At 70.4% G+C, this 18,808-nt stretch carries 17 protein-coding genes; 7 read left to right on the top strand and 10 right to left on the bottom strand.

Annotated elements, in window-relative coordinates; all coding sequences use genetic code 11:
• A partial coding sequence (locus ACZ6R6_RS43290) for a hypothetical protein (RefSeq protein ID WP_470102758.1) occupies window positions 1-242 on the bottom strand: 242 nt, incomplete at its 3' end.
• A gap of 258 nt (window positions 243-500) precedes the next feature.
• Between ACZ6R6_RS43290 and ACZ6R6_RS43285 the strand changes: the two genes are divergently transcribed.
• From ACZ6R6_RS43285 to ACZ6R6_RS43275, 3 genes are all read left to right on the top strand, one after another.
• The gene (locus ACZ6R6_RS43285) at window positions 501-779 is read left to right on the top strand and encodes a YunG family protein (RefSeq protein ID WP_470102757.1); all 279 of its coding nucleotides are present in this window, start codon (window positions 501-503) and stop codon (window positions 777-779) included.
• Between the two features lie 204 nt (window positions 780-983).
• Window positions 984-1,382: a transposase gene (locus tag ACZ6R6_RS43280; RefSeq protein WP_470102756.1), complete on the top strand. Its 399-nt coding sequence runs from the start codon at window positions 984-986 to the stop codon at window positions 1,380-1,382.
• A 238-nt stretch (window positions 1,383-1,620) separates the two neighbouring features.
• Complete coding sequence (locus ACZ6R6_RS43275; protein ID WP_470102755.1) at window positions 1,621-2,208, top strand: hypothetical protein; 588 nt, start codon at window positions 1,621-1,623, stop codon at window positions 2,206-2,208.
• Window positions 2,209-2,479: 271 nt separating this feature from the next.
• On the opposite strand, the gene ACZ6R6_RS43270 is transcribed toward ACZ6R6_RS43275, so the two are convergent.
• Both ACZ6R6_RS43270 and ACZ6R6_RS43265 read right to left on the bottom strand, forming a co-directional pair.
• Window positions 2,480-3,016 (bottom strand): AAA family ATPase, encoded by a 537-nt coding sequence (locus tag ACZ6R6_RS43270; RefSeq protein ID WP_470102754.1) that lies wholly within the window; start codon window positions 3,014-3,016, stop codon window positions 2,480-2,482.
• A 350-nt stretch (window positions 3,017-3,366) separates the two neighbouring features.
• A complete protein-coding gene (locus ACZ6R6_RS43265; RefSeq protein ID WP_470102753.1) occupies window positions 3,367-3,753 on the bottom strand; it encodes a DUF190 domain-containing protein in 387 nt (128 codons plus the stop codon).
• A gap of 1,000 nt (window positions 3,754-4,753) precedes the next feature.
• On the opposite strand from ACZ6R6_RS43265, the gene ACZ6R6_RS43260 reads away from it, so the two are divergent.
• From ACZ6R6_RS43260 to ACZ6R6_RS43250, 3 genes are all read left to right on the top strand, one after another.
• Entirely contained in the window at window positions 4,754-6,022 is a 1,269-nt protein-coding gene (locus ACZ6R6_RS43260) for an extracellular solute-binding protein (RefSeq protein ID WP_470102752.1), read from the top strand.
• 67 nt (window positions 6,023-6,089) lie between these two features.
• Entirely contained in the window at window positions 6,090-6,995 is a 906-nt protein-coding gene (locus tag ACZ6R6_RS43255; protein WP_470102751.1) for a carbohydrate ABC transporter permease, read from the top strand.
• On the top strand, window positions 6,995-7,879 hold the full coding sequence (locus ACZ6R6_RS43250) for a carbohydrate ABC transporter permease (RefSeq protein WP_470102750.1): 885 nt from the start codon (window positions 6,995-6,997) through the stop codon (window positions 7,877-7,879). The genes ACZ6R6_RS43255 and ACZ6R6_RS43250 overlap by 1 nt, the downstream gene beginning before the upstream one ends.
• A 12-nt stretch (window positions 7,880-7,891) precedes the next feature.
• Here ACZ6R6_RS43250 and ACZ6R6_RS43245 read toward each other — a convergent pair whose 3' ends face one another.
• Genes ACZ6R6_RS43245 through ACZ6R6_RS43215 form a run of 7 tightly spaced genes read right to left on the bottom strand, consistent with a single transcriptional unit; the run spans window position 7,892 to window position 15,464 of the window.
• Window positions 7,892-8,767 carry a sugar phosphate isomerase/epimerase family protein gene (locus ACZ6R6_RS43245; RefSeq protein WP_470102749.1) on the bottom strand — a complete coding sequence of 292 codons (876 nt, stop codon included), beginning with the start codon at window positions 8,765-8,767 and terminating at the stop codon, window positions 7,892-7,894.
• 46 nt (window positions 8,768-8,813) lie between these two features.
• Complete coding sequence (locus ACZ6R6_RS43240; protein ID WP_470102748.1) at window positions 8,814-10,250, bottom strand: sulfatase-like hydrolase/transferase; 1,437 nt, start codon at window positions 10,248-10,250, stop codon at window positions 8,814-8,816.
• Window positions 10,237-11,235, bottom strand: a complete 999-nt coding sequence (locus ACZ6R6_RS43235) for a Gfo/Idh/MocA family protein (RefSeq protein ID WP_470102747.1) — start codon at window positions 11,233-11,235, stop codon at window positions 10,237-10,239. Before ACZ6R6_RS43235 ends, ACZ6R6_RS43240 begins: the two co-directional genes overlap by 14 nt.
• On the bottom strand, window positions 11,228-12,322 hold the full coding sequence (locus ACZ6R6_RS43230; protein WP_470102746.1) for a GntR family transcriptional regulator: 1,095 nt from the start codon (window positions 12,320-12,322) through the stop codon (window positions 11,228-11,230). The genes ACZ6R6_RS43235 and ACZ6R6_RS43230 overlap by 8 nt, the downstream gene beginning before the upstream one ends.
• Before the next feature lie 11 nt (window positions 12,323-12,333).
• Entirely contained in the window at window positions 12,334-13,179 is an 846-nt protein-coding gene (locus ACZ6R6_RS43225) for a carbohydrate ABC transporter permease (protein ID WP_306870323.1), read from the bottom strand.
• A gap of 12 nt (window positions 13,180-13,191) precedes the next feature.
• Entirely contained in the window at window positions 13,192-14,145 is a 954-nt protein-coding gene (locus ACZ6R6_RS43220; protein WP_470102745.1) for a carbohydrate ABC transporter permease, read from the bottom strand.
• On the bottom strand, window positions 14,145-15,464 hold the full coding sequence (locus tag ACZ6R6_RS43215; protein ID WP_470102744.1) for an ABC transporter substrate-binding protein: 1,320 nt from the start codon (window positions 15,462-15,464) through the stop codon (window positions 14,145-14,147). Before ACZ6R6_RS43215 ends, ACZ6R6_RS43220 begins: the two co-directional genes overlap by 1 nt.
• A gap of 208 nt (window positions 15,465-15,672) precedes the next feature.
• On the opposite strand from ACZ6R6_RS43215, the gene ACZ6R6_RS43210 reads away from it, so the two are divergent.
• Window positions 15,673-18,804: a chondroitinase family polysaccharide lyase gene (locus ACZ6R6_RS43210; protein ID WP_470102743.1), complete on the top strand. Its 3,132-nt coding sequence runs from the start codon at window positions 15,673-15,675 to the stop codon at window positions 18,802-18,804.
• Window positions 18,805-18,808 lie beyond the last annotated feature (4 nt).

Genomic DNA, 18,808 nt, shown 5'->3' with positions numbered 1-18,808 from the left:
CCGACCACCTTGGCGTCGCCGATCATCACGCCGAGGGCTCGCAGGTCGGCTGTGTTCCTCCCGGGCTCGGTCGAGCGCAGCGGGTGCGCCGCCTGTTCCAGTGCGTGGACCGGGTTCTGCTTCCCACCGGCGGTGTCGGCCGGGGCCGCCTGGGCCGTCACGGGGACGAGGACCGCTCCCATCGCGATCATCGCCGTCGCCAGCAGCCGCCGTCGGCTGACGCGCTTCCGGTCCCTAGCCATGCTGTTTACCCCTTTAACTTTGCGTATTGCCACGAGAAGGATCAGATCTCACGGTGAGATCCATACGCCGACGAGAGTATGACCATGCGAGCGCGCCTCCCATGCCGCTGACCAGCGTCTTTCGGATGAGGCGGGCTGGTGTGCCCGGGGTAGGGCGGGCCCTACCCCGGGCTGCCACGGACCGGCCCGGCGCGCCGCCTGGGCGGCGACGAACTCCTCGGCCCGGCTCAGCCGGCTGCGCAGTGCTTCGCAACGTTCTTGGGCGGCCTGTTCGAACCGGCCGAGCCGTGCCGGCAGTTGCCCACGCTCGGCCGCGTTCAAGGCCGCCGTGCCGGTGGCCGATTCTCATCTTCTTGGAACCGGCTGCCTGACGGCACCGAGGTGGACTTCACATCCGATCAATTCCTATCCGGCGAGGTCGCTGCCAACGGTCGCGTACAGCATCGGCCACCGGATGCGCCACGTCGGTGCCGCGAGCAGTACGAGCTGCTGCGGCTCCGGGTGCGCACCGCCCTGGCCTCACCGCGACTCGACTGAGGAGGCATTGCCGGCAGCGTCATCGGTCGCGATCCTGTAACGCGCCACTCGCAGAGGCGGCCGCTCGTCAACGATCTGGTCCGTCGAGAACCCGATCACCAACGAGCGGCCGCTGGTGGCGCGGACGCTACGCCCAGGCCCAGGCGCTGAGGTCCAAGACCGGCTCCAAGCACTGCGCGGATACCAGGAAGTACGACAAGCGCCATGCCCACCCCCAAACCTCGCCGCGTCACCGGCTGGATCATGACTCATCCTGACCATCTGGACGCCGAGGAGCAGGCCGGGCTGGAGCAGGTGCTTACTCGCTGCCTTGAGCTCGTCGACACCACAGGGCTTGTCGGCAGCTTCGCCACGATGATGACCAACCGAGATGGTCACCTGCTCGACGACTGGATCGCTGCCGCCGAAGCCGGGGCATCGCCCTACGTGGCCGCCTTCGCCACCGGACTCCGACGTGACCACGCCGCCGTGCAAGCCGGGCTGACGCCGGCCCACAGCAGCGGTGCCGTCGAGGGAACCGTTAACAAGATCAAATTCCTGAAGACGCAAATGTTCGGCCGCGCCGACTTCGACCTTCTACGAGTCCGCCTCCGCTACTCCTGACAACTCCACGCTCTGTCACCGGGATCATCGAGAGTGAGCCAGAGCCTGAACACGTCAGTGGTCGGCGACAAGATTGCCAGTGACTCGCCGTGGCGGGCCTGGTTTTCAGCGGGTCAGGACGGCGGCAGGGTTTCCCCCTGTGGGGGGAACATTCCCTCGCGCAGGGGATGAGCGGCGTTCAGGGCAAGGGCGATCCTCAAAGGCACCAACTCGTGACGTTCGTTTGAGGAGAGCCCCCATGGCCATTCACACCCTCTGGAGCAGACTCCATGGCCGGACCGCAGCAGGGGCGCCGCGCTGGGCCGTGCTGGCCGCCTACGCCATCCCGCTGGCGGTGCTGCCCTCCAGCCTGTGGCGTATCGCCGCCTTCCTCTTCAACGTGCCACTGCTGGAATTCGGCCCCACACCCGTTGGAGGACTGGAGGGCCTGGCAGGTGGGTGGTGGTACATCCTGCTGCTCAGCGTGGCCGGCGAGGCGGCGGCCTTCCTCGCCGTCGGCCTGGTGAGCGAGTGGGGCGAGGTGTGGCCGCGTTGGGTGCCGGTCTTGCGTGGCCGTCGGGTGCCGGTCATGGCTGCGGTCATCCCCGCCGGCCTAGGCGCGCTCGCATTGCTGATCTTTCCGTACGCGATGACCATGATCAGCCTCGGGCTGAAGATCAACGGCGATCCCGTCGAGTTGATCACGCACGGCTGGCAGACGGTGATCTTCAACGTCATGTACTGGCCACTGGCAGCCTGGAGCCCTCTGCTCGCTCTGGTGGTCGTGCACTACTACCGCCGCCGCACTGCCTCGCCCCGCGACCTCTCCGTAGGGTCGCGTCGCTAAGGGCCTGTACAGAGTTCGGATCTTCAGGCGGGATGGAGGCTGCGGATCCACATGATGGCTCCGCGGAGATGAAGGCCGGCGAGGTAACTGTCGGGATCTTGTCGAAGCGGAAGGCCAGGCCACGCCATTCCTTGATCCGATCAATGCAGCGTTCGGCCGTGTTGCGCTCCCTGTAGATGTCCTGATCGTTACCGACCGGGCGGCCACCGCGCGAGCCGCGGTTCTGAGCAGAGCCGGACTCGCGCGACCGAGAGCTGTCGCGATACGCGGTCTAGCTGGAGCTGCTGGTGAGCTCGTGGGCCCACCCCAGCACCTGTGCTGCCAGCCTGGCATAATCTGCGCCGACGGCGTGGAACACGGTCGTGATCAGCTCCCGGCCCTGCGCCGCGTCCGCCAGGGCGTCGTCGATCCACTCCCGCGGCGCGCCGCGCTCCCGCAGCCGGCGTTCCCGCTCGGCGTTCGGGCAGTCCAGTAGGGCCCAGTGGACCGGCCCGTCCCATCGACTGAACGCCGACATCTCGTCGGCGTCGGGGATCGGACACATCAGCAGCACGGGATGACCGGCCCGGCGCACCATGGTCACGATACGTCGCCACATCCGGTCGTAGGCAGGCCAGATCGGCGCCGCCTCCGGCTCCGCGATCGGCACGCCGATCAGCTTGCCGTCCTCGAGCAACTCGTCCATGTCCATCACGACCAGCCCGTCCGCCGCGCGAAGGAGGTGCGGCAGCAGCGTTGTTTTGCCCGCACCGGGCGCGCCCGCGAGCAGGCACAGGGGCGCGTCAACGCCCTTGAAACGATCTCCCATCCAGCCGATGCTAGCCAGTCGGATGCTGGCTGCCACCTGGTTAAAAGGGCGACGGAGCTCCTATCCGCGAGTGGGTGACCCACACGGCCAGAAGACGATGCTTCCAGACTCATGCGCATGGCTGGAAGCCGGGCCGTTCCCCCACTGACAACGTATGACGCGTAACATCAGGCGAGACTCACCCTGGGTAACTGATCATCAAGAGTGAGCCAGAGCCCATTCTCGCCGCGCTACACGGATGCCGGTCATAGCCCGCCACCAGCCACGTCGCCGAGTCTTCGGGGACGACTCGGACGGGCTCGGGCTCCGATCGTGGTGCTCGCTCATCGTCACCCTCGTGATGCCGGGATTCAGCGCGGGAACGCATCGCCCGCCATCGTGGCGTCGGCCGGGGCCTGCTGGACGGGGTGCCTGACGTAGTGGATCGCCTCGACCTGCTCGAGGGTCACCAGGCCCTCGGACATGAGCTCGTCCAACTGCGGCAGGAAGGCGCGGATCCGGTCTTCGGAGTCGACGATGGTGATCGCGACCGGTAGTTCGTCCGACAGAGACAGGATGCGGGCCGTGTGGATGCGGGAGGATGCGCCGTAGCCCTCGATTCCGCGGATCACGCTGGCGCCGGCCAGCCCGCTGCGGTGCGCGCGGTGCACGATCTCGAAGTAGAGGGGCTTGTGATGCCAGAGGTCGTTCTCGCACACCAAGATCGTCAATCGCATGGCGGGGCCGTGGAGTTTCATGGCCGCCTCCTACCAGTACCTAGGCGGAACACCACTGGTAGGGACCGTTGACGAAGACGCACTCCGTGGTTGTCCCCGCGTGTGGGCGGAGGCGGCGGGCCCCACCGCCGCAGCCCCGGAAAACCGGGTTTCACCTGGCATTATATCGCTGGAGAGACCGAGCCCGTCGACCCCGATGTCGATCTCGCCGAGGCGTGCCGGCGTCGCGGGTTGCGCCGGGCCCGCTACGGCGTGGTGGCGATGGCCGCCGCAGGCGGCGCGATCGGAGCAGGCGCCCGCTACGGCGCGGCCCTGCTGTGACCGGCCGGGAGTTCCGGCTCCGGGTGCCGGCCGCCCGAGGTCCGGTGCACATCTCCGAGTCCGCCCTCTACCGGTCGCCCCCGCTGAGCGAGCCGCTGCCCGACACCGGCCGCGGGCTCCCCGGGCCGGACTGACGCCTGCCGGGCCGGGGGCGCGCTCCGCCGGCCCGTACGGCGAGCGGCCTGGCCTTCCTCGGCGCCGGGGCCGGTCCGAACCAGTGCCTGGCCGCGGACCGCCGGATCTTCCTCAAGTCGGTCCGCGTCGATCCCGGCAGGCCGGTGGTCGCGGCCGGGCTGCCGGACGCCGCGGCGGTCCACGTCTCCGCCATGGCGCCGGGCGACAGGCCGCCGCCGGAGTGGGCGACGAGATCGCGGACCGTGGCCCGGTGACGTCCGGAATCATCGCCGGCCGGGCCGCCGGGAGGTCCGGCCGCGCCCCGTGAACCCGTCGGGTCCGGGTGAGCGCGCCGCCCGGAGCCGACGGCCCTTCCGGCGTGGAGCCACCCGGACCCGGCGGACCTCCCGGTATAGACCAGCATCCCCATCCGTCGCCGGGTCGTTGCAAATCCGATATCTGCTGGTATAGACCGACCATTTGTTGTCCACTTACGCTGGCGGAGCCGTACGCCGGGGGCTCCCTTCCCGCCCCTCCCCAACCGGTACGGACCAGCACTCCCCCAGTTCAAGGTGGTAATCCCGTGATGAACAAGAAGATCGCCGGCGCGACCACCCTCGGCGTGGCCGCCTTGCTGGCCCTGTCCGCCTGTGGCTCGGGCGGTGACGCCGGCGGCGGTGGCGGCGAGAAGGCGGCCGACGGCTCGGTGACGTTGAAACTGGTCGCGGCGGACTACGGCGCCGGCCCCACCGCGCCCGACAGCGGCGACAAGTTCTGGAAGGGCGTCACCGACGAGTTCACCGCCGCCAACCCGAAGATCAAGGTCGAGGTCCAGGTCATCAACTGGAACGACATCGACAAGCAGGTCGCCACCATGGTGCAGAACGGGCAGATGCCCGACATCCTGCAGACCGGCGACTACTCGGGCTTCGTCAAGGACGGCCTGCTCTACAAGACCGACGAGGTGCTCTCCTCCGGCACCCAGTCGGACCTGCTGGCGAAGTTCGCGGAGTTCGGCAAGGTGGACGGCGCGGCGTACGGCATCCCGTTCGTCTCCTCGGCCCGGGCGCTGTTCTACAACAAGGACCTGTTCGGCAAGGCCGGGATCACCGAGGCGCCCAAGACCTGGGACGAGGTCAAGGCCGCGGCGGAGAAGCTGAAGAAGGCCGGGGTCTCCCAGCCGTTCGGCCTGCCGCTCGGCCAGGAGGAGGCGCAGGCCGAGTCGTTCCTGTGGTTCCTGGGCAACGGCGGCGGCTACAAGGACGCCGCGGGCAAGTGGACGGTCGACTCGCCGCAGAACGTCGAGGCGTTCACCTTCCTCAAGGGCATGGTCGACGCCGGCCTGACCACCCCGAACCCGGGCACCAAGGACCGCAAGAAGGTCTGGGAGGACTTCGCGGCGGGCAAGGTCGGCATGGTCAACGGCGGCCCCATGTCCATCCCGATCTTCGAGAAGGGCGGCCTGACCAACTTCGGCGTCGCCCCGATCGCCGGCAAGACCGGCCCGCTCGACACCACCCTCGGTGTCATGGACTGGATCATGGCCTTCAACAAGAACGGCCACAAGGAGGAGATCAAGAAGTTCTTCGACTTCTTCTACTCCTCCTCCGCCGTGCAGAAGATCAGCGACACCTACAAGCTGCTGCCGGTGACCACCTCGGGCATCCAGAAGCTCTCCGAGGACGAGAAGCTCAAGCCGTTCCTGGACGCGCTGCCCAACGCCACCTTCTACCCGTTCACCGACCCCAAGTGGTCTGAGGTGAACACCCAGATCAAGCAGACCGTCGGCAACGCCGTCACCTCCGACCCCGCGGCGGTGCTCGGTTCGATCCAGAAGGTCGCCGAGGCCGGCTGATCCAGCGGTACGGCCTGCGCCCACATCCCGCGGCGCAGGCCGTACCCCCATGTAGGAAGCAGGAGTTATGCAGCAGATCTCCACCCTGAAGGGGGTGGCCCGAGCGCTGGGACCTCTCGCCTGGGTCGGCCCGGCGGTGGCGCTGATCGGCGTGGTGGTCGTGTGGCCGGTCGTCACGATGATCCAGTCGTCGTTCCTGAAGATCAGCCGGTTCGGTGTGGTCCAGGGGACGAACGGGCTGGACAACTACGGCAAGCTGTTCGACGAGCCCGACTTCGGCGGAGTGATGTTCCGCAGCCTGATCTGGGTGGTGGCCGTGGTCGCCCTCACGGTCCTGCTCTCACTCGGCCTGGCCCAGCTGTTCAACCAGAAGTTCCCCGGCCGCCGGGTCGCGCGCTGGGCGATGATCGCGCCGTGGGCGGCCTCGGTGCTGATGACCGCGATCATCTTCAAGTGGATGCTCGACCCCGAGGTCGGCCTGATCAACATGATCCTGCGCGACCTGGGGCTGCTCGACGCCCTGGGCGGCGCGGACGCCGACCCGCTCGGTGACGCCTCGACCGCGATGCCGTGGCTGATCGCCGTGGCGGTGTTCGTCTCGCTGCCGTTCACCACCTACGCCCTCCTGGCCGGCCTGGCGACGATCCCGGCGGACGTCTACGAGGCGGCCAGGATGGACGGCGCGGGCAGGCTGCGGATCTACTGGTCGATCACGCTGCCGCTGCTCCGTCCGGCGCTGACCGTGGCGACGCTGATCAACGTGATGAACGTCTTCAACAGCTTCCCCATCATCTGGGCGATGACGCACGGCCAGCCGGGCTACTCCACGGCCACCTCCACGATCTTCATGTACATCCTCAAGGGCTCCAACATCGGGGAGTCGGCCGCCATGTCCGTCGTGAACTTCGGCATGGTGATCGTCCTGGTGGCGATCTTCCTGAAGGTCAGCAACTGGAAGACCGAGGTGTCCTGATGACCGTCACCCAGACCGCGCCCGTGAGCCGGGCCACCGGCCGCACCGCGTCTCCGGCGCCGGTGCGGAGGCTGCCGTCGATCAAGACGGTGATCGTCGCGGCGAGCGCCTACCTGATCGCGTTCGTCTTCCTCTTCCCGTACCTGGTGATGGTCCTCACCGCGCTGCGCCCGCAGGAGGACCTGCGCACGGCGACCTACCTGCCGGACTCCTTCGCCTGGGAGAACTTCACCGGTTTCTGGTCCGGGGGGCTGGCCGACAACCTGCTGGTCACCCTGGAGGTGGCCGCCGGATCGACGATCCTGGTCCTGCTGGTGGCGCTGCCGGCGGCCTACTACACCGCCCGGCACGAGTTCCGGGGCCGCACGGCGTTCCTGGTGCTGGTGCTGATCACCCAGATGTTCCAGCCGACCGCGATGCTGGTCGGCATCTACCGCGAGTTCTTCCAGTTCGGCATGGTGGACTCGGTCTGGTCGCTGATCCTGGTCAACGGAGGCTTCAACCTGGCCTTCGCGGTCTGGATCCTCAACGCCTACTTCTCCTCCATCCCCCGTGAGCTGGAGGAGGCGGCGTTCATCGACGGCAACGGCCGTTTCGGCGCGCTATTCCGGATCACGCTGCCGCTGGCGGCGCCCGGCGTGGTCACCGCGCTGATCTTCACGTTCATCGCCGCCTGGAACGAGTTCGTCGTCGCCCTGACGCTGATCACCTCGCCGGCCAAGCAGCCGCTGCCCGTGGCGCTCAACTCCTTCATCGGCCAGTACGAGGTCGACTGGCAGAACCTGTTCGCCGGCTCGGTGATCGCCACGGTCCCGGTCATCATCCTGTTCGCCCTGATCGAGAGGAAGGTCGTGGGCGGCCTGACCGCCGGGTCCATCAAGTGAGGCCGGTGCGGCTCACCCCTCGGAGGGCGTGGGTCGCACGGCACCCGGGCCGGCGAGGGAGAAGCGGCGCACCCAGGCCACGGCCCCGGCGATCACCTCTTCCAGGGGCGCGACGTGCGGATACCACGTCCGTTCCCACTCCAGCGACACCCATCCGTCGTATCCCCGCCCCCGCAGCAGCGCCCCCGCCTCTTCCAGCGGGATCACGCCCTGTCCCATCGGGACCGGGGTCAGGTCGGGTGCGGCGTCCTTGACCTGGACGTAGGCGAGGTGGTCGCCGAGGGCCGCGAGCGTGTCCGCCGGACCCTCCCCGTGCCGCCAGGGGTGGAGCAGGTCCCAGATCGCCCCGGTGACCTCCGGCTCGCCCGCCCCGTCGAGCAGCCGCGCCACTGCCGCGCCGGTGGGCATCGCGTCGTGGGTCTCCACCAGCACCCGCACCCCCAGCCGCCGGGCCTCCGGCGCGACCGCCCGCAGCCGCCGCGCCCCGACCGCCGGGTCCTCTCCCCTGGGGAACACCCGCACCCCGGGCGCCCCGAGGTCGGCGGCGAGGACCAGTTCGGCGGTCAGCGCCTCGATCACCGGCCCGTCGTCCCCCGGCTCGCAGATCCCGGTGTATCCGGCCAGAGCCGAGATCTCCAGCCCGGCGGCGGCCACCGCCGCCCGGACCCGGGACCGGTCGCCGGGCGGCTCCGCCCGGCCCTGGTCCCCGGAGCCGCCGGAGGCCCGCGGCGCCGTACGGCCGCCGCCCGCCGCCGGCAGGCCGACGTGGACCCCGGTGTCGGGGTGGAGGCGCAGCTCCAGCCCGTCGCACCCGTGCGCCGTCGCGACCTCGATCGCCTCGGGCAGCCCCTCGCCGGGCAGGCCCAGCGTGCTGAAGGACAGTTTCAATCCGGCTCCATGTGCTCTCGGGCGGGCATCGTATCGGGTCGGCGGATCATCCGTACCGGGGGACCGTCGGGAACGGCGCCGCCTCGAAGGCCCCGAGCCCGGAGCCCGGCCGTAGCGGCGCGCTCTGGCCGGCCCCGCTGACGGGCAGTCCTCTGCCGTCGGCCACCGGGTCGGCGTACCGGGCGAACCAGGCGTCCAGCTCCGCGGCCAGAGCGGCGCGGACGGACGCCGTCCCGGGGGCGCCGGCCAGGTTCCGCCGCTCGCCCGGGTCGGCCACCAGGTCGTAGAGCTCGTGCGGGCCGTGGGGATGCCGGTGCACGTATTTCCACTCCCCGGTCCGGATCATCCGCACCGGACCGTACTCGTCGAAGACCACCACCGGCGGCCGGTCCTCCTCCGGCGAGCCGCCGAGGAGGCCGGCGAACGACCGTCCGGGCCGGGATCCCGCGGGGAGGGGCAGTCCGAGATGCTCCAGCAGCGTGGGCCGCAGGTCGTAGGCCGACAGCAGCGCCTCGCAGACCCGGCCCCCGGGGACGCGCCCCGGCTGGCTCACGATCGCCGGGACCATGACCGAACTGTCGTAGACGTTCTGCGGGAAGGTGCCGTTGCCCTTGCCCCAGATCCCGTGGTGGCCGCAGTTGAAGCCGTTGTCGCTGGTGAAGACCACCAGCGTCGACTCCGTGAGCCCCAGCTCCGCCAGCTGGGACAGCACCCGGCCGATCCCGGCGTCCATCGCCGACACCGCGGCGAAGTAGCCGGTCAGCGCGGCGCGCACGTCGGGCTCACCGCCGACCGGGGCCCCGTCCGGGCCCACCGGCTGCCAGGGGTGCGGCGGCTCCTGCGGGCAGGAGTCGAACGCGCAGCCGTCGTAGAGCGCCTCGAACTCCCGTGGGTGCTGCCCCTTCCACGGCGTGTGCGGCGCGGTGTAGTGCAGTGACAGGTAGAACGGCTCCGCGCGCCCGGCCTCTCCCGACAGGAACGCGCACGCCTCGTCGGTCAGCACGTCGGTGAGGTATCCGGTGGCCGTGACCCGCTCGCCCTCGTCGTAGAGGACCGCGTCCCGGTACGGACCACCGCCGCTCTCATGCGCCAGCCAGCGCACGAATCCCGGCCGGGGCCGGTCGTTGGCGCCCAGGTGCCACTTGCCGACGAGGCCGAGCCGGTACCCCGCGTCGTGCAGGTCGTCGGTGAGGAGCCTGCGCCCGGCCAGGAAGTCCGCCCCGTCCTCGCCCACGTGCCCCCGGCTGATCCAGTCGTGCACGCCGTGCTGGGAGGGGATCTCCCCGGTGAACAGCGAGGCGCGGGCCGGCGAGCACACCGGGGAGGCGCAGAAGAACCGGGACAGCCGCACCCCCGAAGCCGCCAGGGCGTCGAGCGCGGGGGTGTGGATGTCGTCGTTGCCCGCGCAGCCCAGCGCCCATGGGCCCTGGTCGTCGCTCAGGATGAGCAGGACGTTGGGGCGTCCGGGGTCACGGCTGGCCAACGGGGCACCCCGTCCGCACCGGGGCCCCGGCGGCCGCCGAGGCGTAGGCGGCCAGCACGATCTCCAGCACGTGCCGGGCGTGCGCGCCGCCCACCGCGGGGTCCCGGCCCTCCCGTACGGCATCGGCGAAGTCGGCGAGCTGGGCGGCGAAGGCCGCGGGGATGTCGTCGGGGCCCGGCCGGTGCAGCCACCTCACCTCGCCGTCCCTGTGCAGCGCCGTGCCGAGGTGGGGGGAGATCGACAGCGTGCCGCTCTCCCCGACGACGGTGACCTCGTCGTGCGGGGCGGGCGGGCCGGTTCCGGTCACCGCGATCTGCGCGGTCAGGCCGCCGGACAGGGCCAGCCTGACCAGCGCGTCGGTCTCGATCGGCGAGCCGTTCACCGAGGCCTCCACCTGTTCGACCCGGCGGCCGGACAGCCACAGCAGCCGGTCCACGCAGTGCGCGCCGATGTTGATGAACACACCGCCGCCGGACAGCTCCGGATCGAGGAACCAGCCGGGCCGCGAGCCCGGCCGGTAGTCGGAGCCGCGCCGGTCCGACATCAGCAGCGGCTCGCCGATCTCCCCGGCCGCCAGCGCGGCCATCGCCGCGACCTTGTCGGGCAGGAAGCGCTGGATGTGCCCGACGGCCAGCCGCACCCCGGCGGCGACGCAGGCGTCGATCATCAGATCGCAGTCGGCCAGCGAGGTGGCCATGGGCTTCTCGACCAGGACGTGCAGCCCGGCCGCCGCCGCGTCGCACACGATCGCGGTGTGCAGCGCGTGCGGGGTGTTGACCACCACCGCGTCCACCTCGCCCGAGGCGATCAGGTCGCGGTGGTCGGTGTGGACCGGCGCGCCGTGGGGCGCGGCGACCCGGCGCGCGGCCTCCGGGTTCAGGTCGCAGACCGCGCCCACCCGGAGGCCGCCCACCCGCAGCGACGCCTCGGCGTGCAGCACACCGACGGCGCCCGCGCCGACCAGGCCCAGACGGAGTTCAGTCACTTGTCATCTCTCCCGAGGAGGCGCCGCATGATCGACGCACGACGATGCCGGGGCGGAGCCGTACCTGGTGCAGGGGCAGGTCCGGCTCGCGCAGGCGGCGGAGCAGGAGCTCGGCCGCGTGGCGGCCGAGATGGCGTTTGGGCGGGGAGACCGCGGTGAGCGGCACCTCCGCCAGATCGGCGATCTCGTCGTCGTAGGCGACGATCGCCAGATCGCCCGGTACGGACAGGCCGGCCCGCCGGGCGGCGGAGACCATCAGGGTGGCCTCGCGGTCGCCGAAGCAGACGACGGCCGTGCAGCCGTCGGCGACGACGCGGCGCACCTGCCCGTCGGCGACCCCGGGGCCCCAGTCGCGCTGCGGCGCGGAGAACGGCTCCGCGGCCCGCAGGCCCAGGTCGGCCACGGCCGCCGCGAAGCCCTGGCCGACCGGCGCACTGGTGGGGTTGCCCGAGCGGGTGAGCAGGGCCAGCCGGGTGTGGCCGAGCGCGACCAGGTGGCGCACGGCCGCGTAGCCTCCGGCCGCGTGGTCGGTGCGGACGTGCTCGCTGGGGTCGTCGCCGCCGTCCAGGCCGCGCTCGATCAGCACGACGGGCACCGGCAGGCCGGTGAGGCGGCCGACGACGGCCACGGGGTCCGCGTGGCCGATGAGCGTGGGGACGACGAGCAGGCCGTCCACCCCGGAGTCGAGCATGCGCCTCAGCGCGGCCTCCTCCTCCGCCGGCTGATAGCGGGAGCAGGCCAGCATCAGCCGCGCTCCGGCGGCGGCCAGCGCCTCCTCGATGCCCTCCAGGACCTTCGGGTAGTAGAGCGTGGTGTCCGGCACGACCACGCCGACCAGCGTGGCCTGGCCGCGGACGGCCGGGGCGTGCTCGGCCACGAAGGTGCCCGCCCCCTGTCGCCGGATCACGAGCCCCTCCTCGACGAGCTCGTCCACCGCGCGGCGGACCGTGGTGAGGCTGACCTCGCGGGTGTGGGAGAGCTCCTGCTCGGTGGGGAGCTTCGCGCCGGGCGCCCAGCGGCCCGAGCGGATCTCCGCACGGAGCCCGGCGGCGAGCCTGCGGAACTTCAGCTCCCGCGAATCCGACATGACGTCCGCCCTCATTTCACTGAACCGAGGGTCATGCCCTCGATGATCCGTCGGCCGAGCCAGATATAGCAGGCGAGGACGGGCAGCACGACCGTGCAGACCCCGGCGAACAGGCCACCCCAGTCGGCGCCGTTGTACTGCATCCGCTGCAGGAAGCCCAGCAGGGCCAGGGAGAGCGTGGCCTTCTCCTCGCTCTGCAGGAAGATCAGGCCGAACAGCGTCTCACCCCAGTGCTGGATGATGTTGAGGATCATCGCGGTGATGATGCCGCTGCGCGCGAGCGGCAGCATGATCTGCCAGAAGGTCCGGTTGGCCGAGGCCCCGTCGAGTGCCGCGGCCTCCTCCAGCTCCCTGGGCAGCGAGCCGAAGAATCCGGTCAGGAAGAAGACCGTGAACGGCATCGAGGTCGCGACATAGAGGATCCACAGGCCGGTCAGGCTGTCGACGAGGTAGAGCTCGTTCATCATCACATACAGCGGCAGGATGATGACCTGCGCGGGGATGCCCAGGCCGAGCGCGAAGAACGCGGTGATGCCGCTGTTCCAGCGGGTCAGGATCCGGCTGAGCGCGTAGGCCGCGGGGGCCGACAGCGCGATCGTGGCGACCGCCGTGCCGACCACCAGGACCACCGTGTTGAGGGTGGCCCCGGCGAAGTCGCTGGCGGTCCACGCGCGGGCGTAGTTGTCCCACTGCGGGCTGGTCGGCAGCGACCAGGGCTCGGCGAAGATCGCGCGGGTGGATTTGAGCGAGGTCAGCAGCATCCATCCCGCGACGGCCACGCTGAACAGGGCGAACAGCCACGCCAGGGGCGCGCCGAGCAGCTTGGACGGGCCGGGGAACCTACGGGTCGTGGCCATGGGAGTCCCCTTTCAGAACTGGATCGGGTCACGGCGGAAGAGCCGGCGCAGCAGCACGACCAGCACGCCGACCAGGGCGAGCATGACCATGCCGGTCGCGGCGGCGGAGCCGTACTTGGGCACGCCGCTGGAGAACGCCTCGGCGTAGGCGTACAGGGCGGTGTTCCACACCTTGGTCGGCGGGAGCTGGCCCGCCGCGCCCGCGAAGGCGTAGATGAACTCGAAGATCTTGATCGCGCTGATGCTCCAGAGCACCGCGCAGACCCCGACGACGTCCCACATCAGCGGGAGCGTCACGTTCCGGAACCGCTGCCAGGCGTTGGCGCCCTCCAGGTCGCACGCCTCGTAGAGGTCCTTCGGGATGCGGTCCACGGCGGCCATCAGGATCGTGGTGAAGAACCCGGTCTGCACCCAGACCAGGCCGATCATGATGACGGAGAAGAGGTTGTCGGTGCCCAGCCAGTTCGGCGGGCTGTCCACGCCGAAGGCCCGCAACGCCTGGTTGACGACCCCCTCGGCCTGGAAAAGGAAGCCCCACAGGATCGACAGCACGATGCCGGAGACGATGTTGGGGAAGAAGATGATCGCCCGGACCGCCTTACGCCCGGCCATGTCGCGCAGGATCATCGTCAGCAGGAAGCTGAGGGCGAAGGTCGCGCCGCCGACGACGAAGAGGATCGTCAGCGTGTTGGCGAAGGAGTCGTGGAAGACCGGGTCGAGCAGCAGCCGCCGGTAGTTGTCGAGCCCGGCGAACTCCATCGGCCCGGCCCCGGCCCACTTGTTGAGGCTGATCCAGCCGGTGGCGAGCGTCGGCAGGACGTAGAAGACGACGTAGAGGACGAGCGCGGGGAGGACGAACGGCCAGAACAGCCGCCGCCTCCCCCGGGTGAGCGGGCTGCCGCGCTCCGCGGGGGCGGCCGGCTGCCTCCGGGTGGGCTCCGTCGCGCGGACGGCGGTCGCGGCCATCAGCCGTTGAGCTTCCAGAAGTCGACCGAGGTGCTCTTGAGCTTGGCCACGAACTCGGCCGCGGAGACCTTGCCGGTGATCAGCTCGGTGTTGACCGGCTGGAAGACCTTGGTGTACCAGTCGGTGTGGTCCATCTTCACCCCGTCGAGCGCCGGGTGGGTCTGTGCGGTGTCCAGCGTCTTCTTCACGTCGGCCAGCACGGCGGGCGCCTCGATGTCCGTCCGCGGCGTGATGTTGTCCGCCTCGGTGGCGATCTTCGACAGCCGTTCCCTGTTCATGAAGTAGGCGATGAACTTCTTGGCCGCCTCGGCGTTCCCGGCCCTGGCCGGGATCGCGAACCCGATCAGTGAGATCTCCTGGGTCTGCTCACCCTTGGCGCCCGCCGGGAAGGGGAAGGAACGGTACTGGAAGCCCTCCTTGGCCGACGGCTTGGTCTCGCTCGGCGCGAAGGTGCCCAGCAGCAGGAAGTCGGCGCCGCCGGCGGCCCACTTCTGCTGGACGGCCGGGTATTTGCTGCCGTCGTAGCCCTTGACGAAGTAGCCGTCCTTGACGAGCTTCTCGATCTTCTGGACCGCGGCCACGAACGCCGGGTCGTCGAACTTGGCGCCGGTCGGGTCGGTCGCGGCGGCGCCGAACGCGCCGGGCCCGAGGTCGCGCAGGACCGCGTGGTAGGTCCAGAAGGCCGAGTAGTCGGCGATGTCGGCGTCCAGCGCCAGCGGCCCGTCGCCCCGCGCGGCCTTCCGCGCGGCCAGCAGCGAGACGAAGTCGTCCCAGGTCTTCGGGGGCGCGGCGGCCACGTCCTTGAGCGTGCCGCCGTCGTACCAGATCTGCTCGGCCAGCACCTCGTAGGGCACCAGCCAGGCTCTGCCCTCCGCGGTGGCGTACTCGCGGTATTTGGCAGCGATCACGTCGCCGACCTTCTTGCCGCTCTCGCCCGGGATCTCCAGGTCGTATACCGGGGAGAGATCCAGTCCCTGCCCGGTGGCGAAGAAGGTCGACTTCACGAAGCGGTCGGCGGAGTCGACCAGGTCGGCGGGGACGTTCCTGGTGTTGAGCGTGGGCGCGAGCTGCTTGGCGACGTCGCGCCCCTTCCACTCGACCTTGACTTTGACGCCGGTCTCCTCGGTGAAGGAGCCGATGGCCGATTCCAGCACCTTGGCCTGGGGCTCACCCGCCTTCCACATCGACCAGTAGACGAGCTCGTCGGAGGCTTCGCCGGTGGAGCCGGCGCCGCAGGCGGCGGCGAGGCCGAGCAGGCCGGCCGCGGTCACGGCGGCCACGGCCCTGAGCACCCGGCGGCGAGGGAGGGATCCGTTCATCGAACACTCCTGGGGAGGGGGTGGATGTCGGAATCCTGGAGGGAGAGTCATCCCTAAGTCAACGCAATGAATTAGGGATGAATCCTGCGGAGCAGGTGGTTTTCCCCGGCCGGCCAGGGGAACCGGTCATAAAAAATCTTGAATTACTTCTTTATTCATCACTTTTGCCTCGCATTGGATACGGCTGATCCGATCCGAAGGAGGGGCTGTGCTGGAGATCACGCGTAGGACCGCGCTCAGGGCCGGGGCGGCGGGTGTGGCGGGAGCGGTGTTCCTGCGGCCCGGTACGGCGTCCGCCGCCGTGGCCGGGGACCTGGAGCAGCGGGCCCTGGCCATGACCCCGCCGGTCTTCCTGCTGGAGACCGCCGTCCCGCCGCAGATGACCGCCGGGCAGGGCTCGACGCTGAGCATCACCGACCGGGCCGCGATCTGCGGGAGCCATTCGCTCCGCTGGGAGCACGGCCGCAACTCCACGATCACCGTCACGGCCCCCATCGGCTTCGCCCCCGACCCCTACCGGCCGATGGACGACCAGGCCTGGCAGGGGACCGTGGACACCTTCTCGGTCTGGATCTTCAACGAGACCCCGGTGGACGACGTGGTCCGCTTCGAGTTCGGCCGGGGGGAGCGGACCGACGCCTGGTTCGAGTTCCGGCTCGGCTTCACCGGCTGGCGGACGGCCTGGGTCCGCTACGACTACGACATGCACGGCCGGCCGCATCCCGGCATGGACACGCTGCGGATCATCGCGCCCGGCCGCGCCGGGACGCTCCATCTCGACCAGCTCATGCTCAACGTGGCGCTGCGGCCGGACGCCCCCACCCGTGACGCCCAGGTGCCGGACATCGCCAAGGAGGGCGAATACTACGACAACCAGCACTGGCAGGCGCTCCACCGCTACGACGACCTGCTGACCAGGGTCCGGCCGGACACGGCCGCGCCGTCGGCGGAGGAGACGGCCTCACTGCGCGCGCTGGTCACCCGCTACCGGGAGGAGTACCTCTTCTCGCCGGTGAAGGTGGACGACGCCTCGGTGGCCGCGCTCACCGGCCAGGTCGCCGCGCTCGGCGTCCCCGAGGCGTCCGCGAGCGGGGTGGGCCGCCCGGTCTTCTCCTACCAGTCGCAGATCTACCCGCCGGAGATCGCCGCCGAGCTCAAGTCGTTCGTCAACGCGGTGACGCTGCGCGCCTACACCGACCTGATGAGGACCGTGGCGCTGGCCTTCGCCTCGGCCGGCGCGGCGCACCGGCCGGCGCTCGCCGCCCTCTACACCCGGATGATCGTCCACCTGCGCGACCAGGGCTGGACCCGGGGCAGTTGCCAGGGCACCATCCACCATCTGGGCTACGACGCGCGCGGCTACTACGACTCGGTCTACCTCATGAAGGACGCGCTGCGCGAGGCCGGGCTGTTCGAGCAGGTCCGCGCCGACCTGGCCTGGCTGAGCGGGCTCGGCCGGATCTTCCTGAGCTGGAAGCACCGCAGGGCCTACGGCAGCGTCGCCGACATCCTCAACACCACCTTGCGGGGGATGCTCGCGGCCGTGCTGCTGGGCGACACCGAGGCCGGGCAGATCGCCTACCTGCGGGCGCTGCGCGGCTGGCTGAACCAGGCGCTGCTGCCCAGCGCGGGCGTCCAGGACGGGCTCAAGACGGACGGGGCCACCTTCCACCACGTCGGATTCTTCCCCGACTACGCCCGCGACGGCTTCACCGGGCTGGCCCCGCTGGTCTACGTGCTCAGCGGCGGAGTGTTCCGGCTGGCTCCCGACTCGCACGCCTCGCTCAAGCGGGCCGTGCTCACCATGCGCCTGTACGCCAACAAGAACCACTGGCCCATCTCGATCAGCGGGCGCAACCCCAGCGGGCTGACCGCCCTGTCGCCCGTGCCCTACCAGTGGCTGGCGATCTCCGGCACCCCCGACGGTTCGAGCGAGGTGGACCCCGAGATCGGCGCCGCGTTCCTGCGCCTGCTGCCCGCCGCGCCGAGCGCCCAGCAGAAGCGGGTCGCCGCCCAACTGGCCGCGCGCGGCATCGTCGCCGAACCTGACCCCACCGGCAACTGGACGATCAACTACGCCGCCCTGGCCGTGCACCGGCGGGAGAACTGGCAGGTCACGGTACGCGGGCACAACCGCTACCTGTGGAGCACCGAGATCTACCACGGCGCGAACTGGTACGGCCGCTACAACACCTACGGCCAGATCCAGGTGCTGCACCGGGGCGACCCGGTCAACAACGCCGACAGCGGCTACGCCCAGGCGGGCTGGGACTGGAACCGCAGGCCGGGCACGACCGTCGTCCACCGGCCGCTGGAGGAGCTGCGGGGAGACCTGACCGGCGCCATCGAGGAGATGCTGCTCACCGACTCACGCTTCGGCGGGGCGCACACCATCGACGGCCGCAACGGCATGTTCGCGATGGAGCTGCGCGAGCACCCGAAGTACGAGGGCTCGCACCGCGCGCTGAAATCGGTCTTCCTGTTCGACGACCGGATCGTGGCCGTCGGCACCGGGATCGAGAACGACTCCCGACGGGAGACCGAGACCACGCTCTTCCAGACCCGCCTGCCCAGTCAGGCGGCCCCCACCTACGTCGACGGGACCGAGCCGGTCACGGCCTTCCCGCACGACGCGCCGGATCTCACGCCGCGCTGGCTGCTGGACGACAAGGGCATCGGCTACCACCTGGCGGCCGGGCAGCGGGTCGGCCTGACGCGCTCCACCCAGAGCTCGCGCGACAACGCCACCGAGGCCCCGACCAGCGGCGACTTCGCGACCGCCTGGATCAAGCACGGCGCCGCGCCCCGGGGCGGGAGCTACTGCTACGCCATGGTCGTCAACACCACCCCCGAGCGGATGGCCGCGTTCGCCGAGGCGATGGCCGACCCGGCGCGCGCGCCGTACGCCGTGCTGCGCGCCGACACCTCCGCGCACGTGGTGCGCGACCGGGCGACCGGGATCACCGGTTACGCGGTCTTCGCGCCCGCGGAACTGGCCGAGGGGCCGGTCCGCAAGGTCGACACGGCCTCCATGGTGCTGACCAGGGACGACGGGGACGACGGCCTGGTGCTGGCGGTGTGCGATCCCGATCTGCGGCTCTACAGCGGGATCGACCACGACCAGTACGAGCGCGGCCGGTACGTCGGCCACTACAGTCCCTGGTCACGGCCGTGGCTGACCAGCCCCAGCCATCCCCACCGGATGCGGGTGACCCTGGAGGGACGCTGGCGCGCGGACGGCGACCAGCCGTGCGAGGTGCGGGCGCAGGGCGGGCGGACCGTGGTCGAGTTCGAGACCGTGGACGGGCGGCCGGTCCAGGTGCGCCTGCTCCGGGGGTGACGCG

The sequence above is a fragment of the Streptosporangium sp. NPDC048886 genome (genome assembly GCF_055586905.1).
This window is presented reverse-complemented; position numbering and strand designations above follow the sequence as displayed.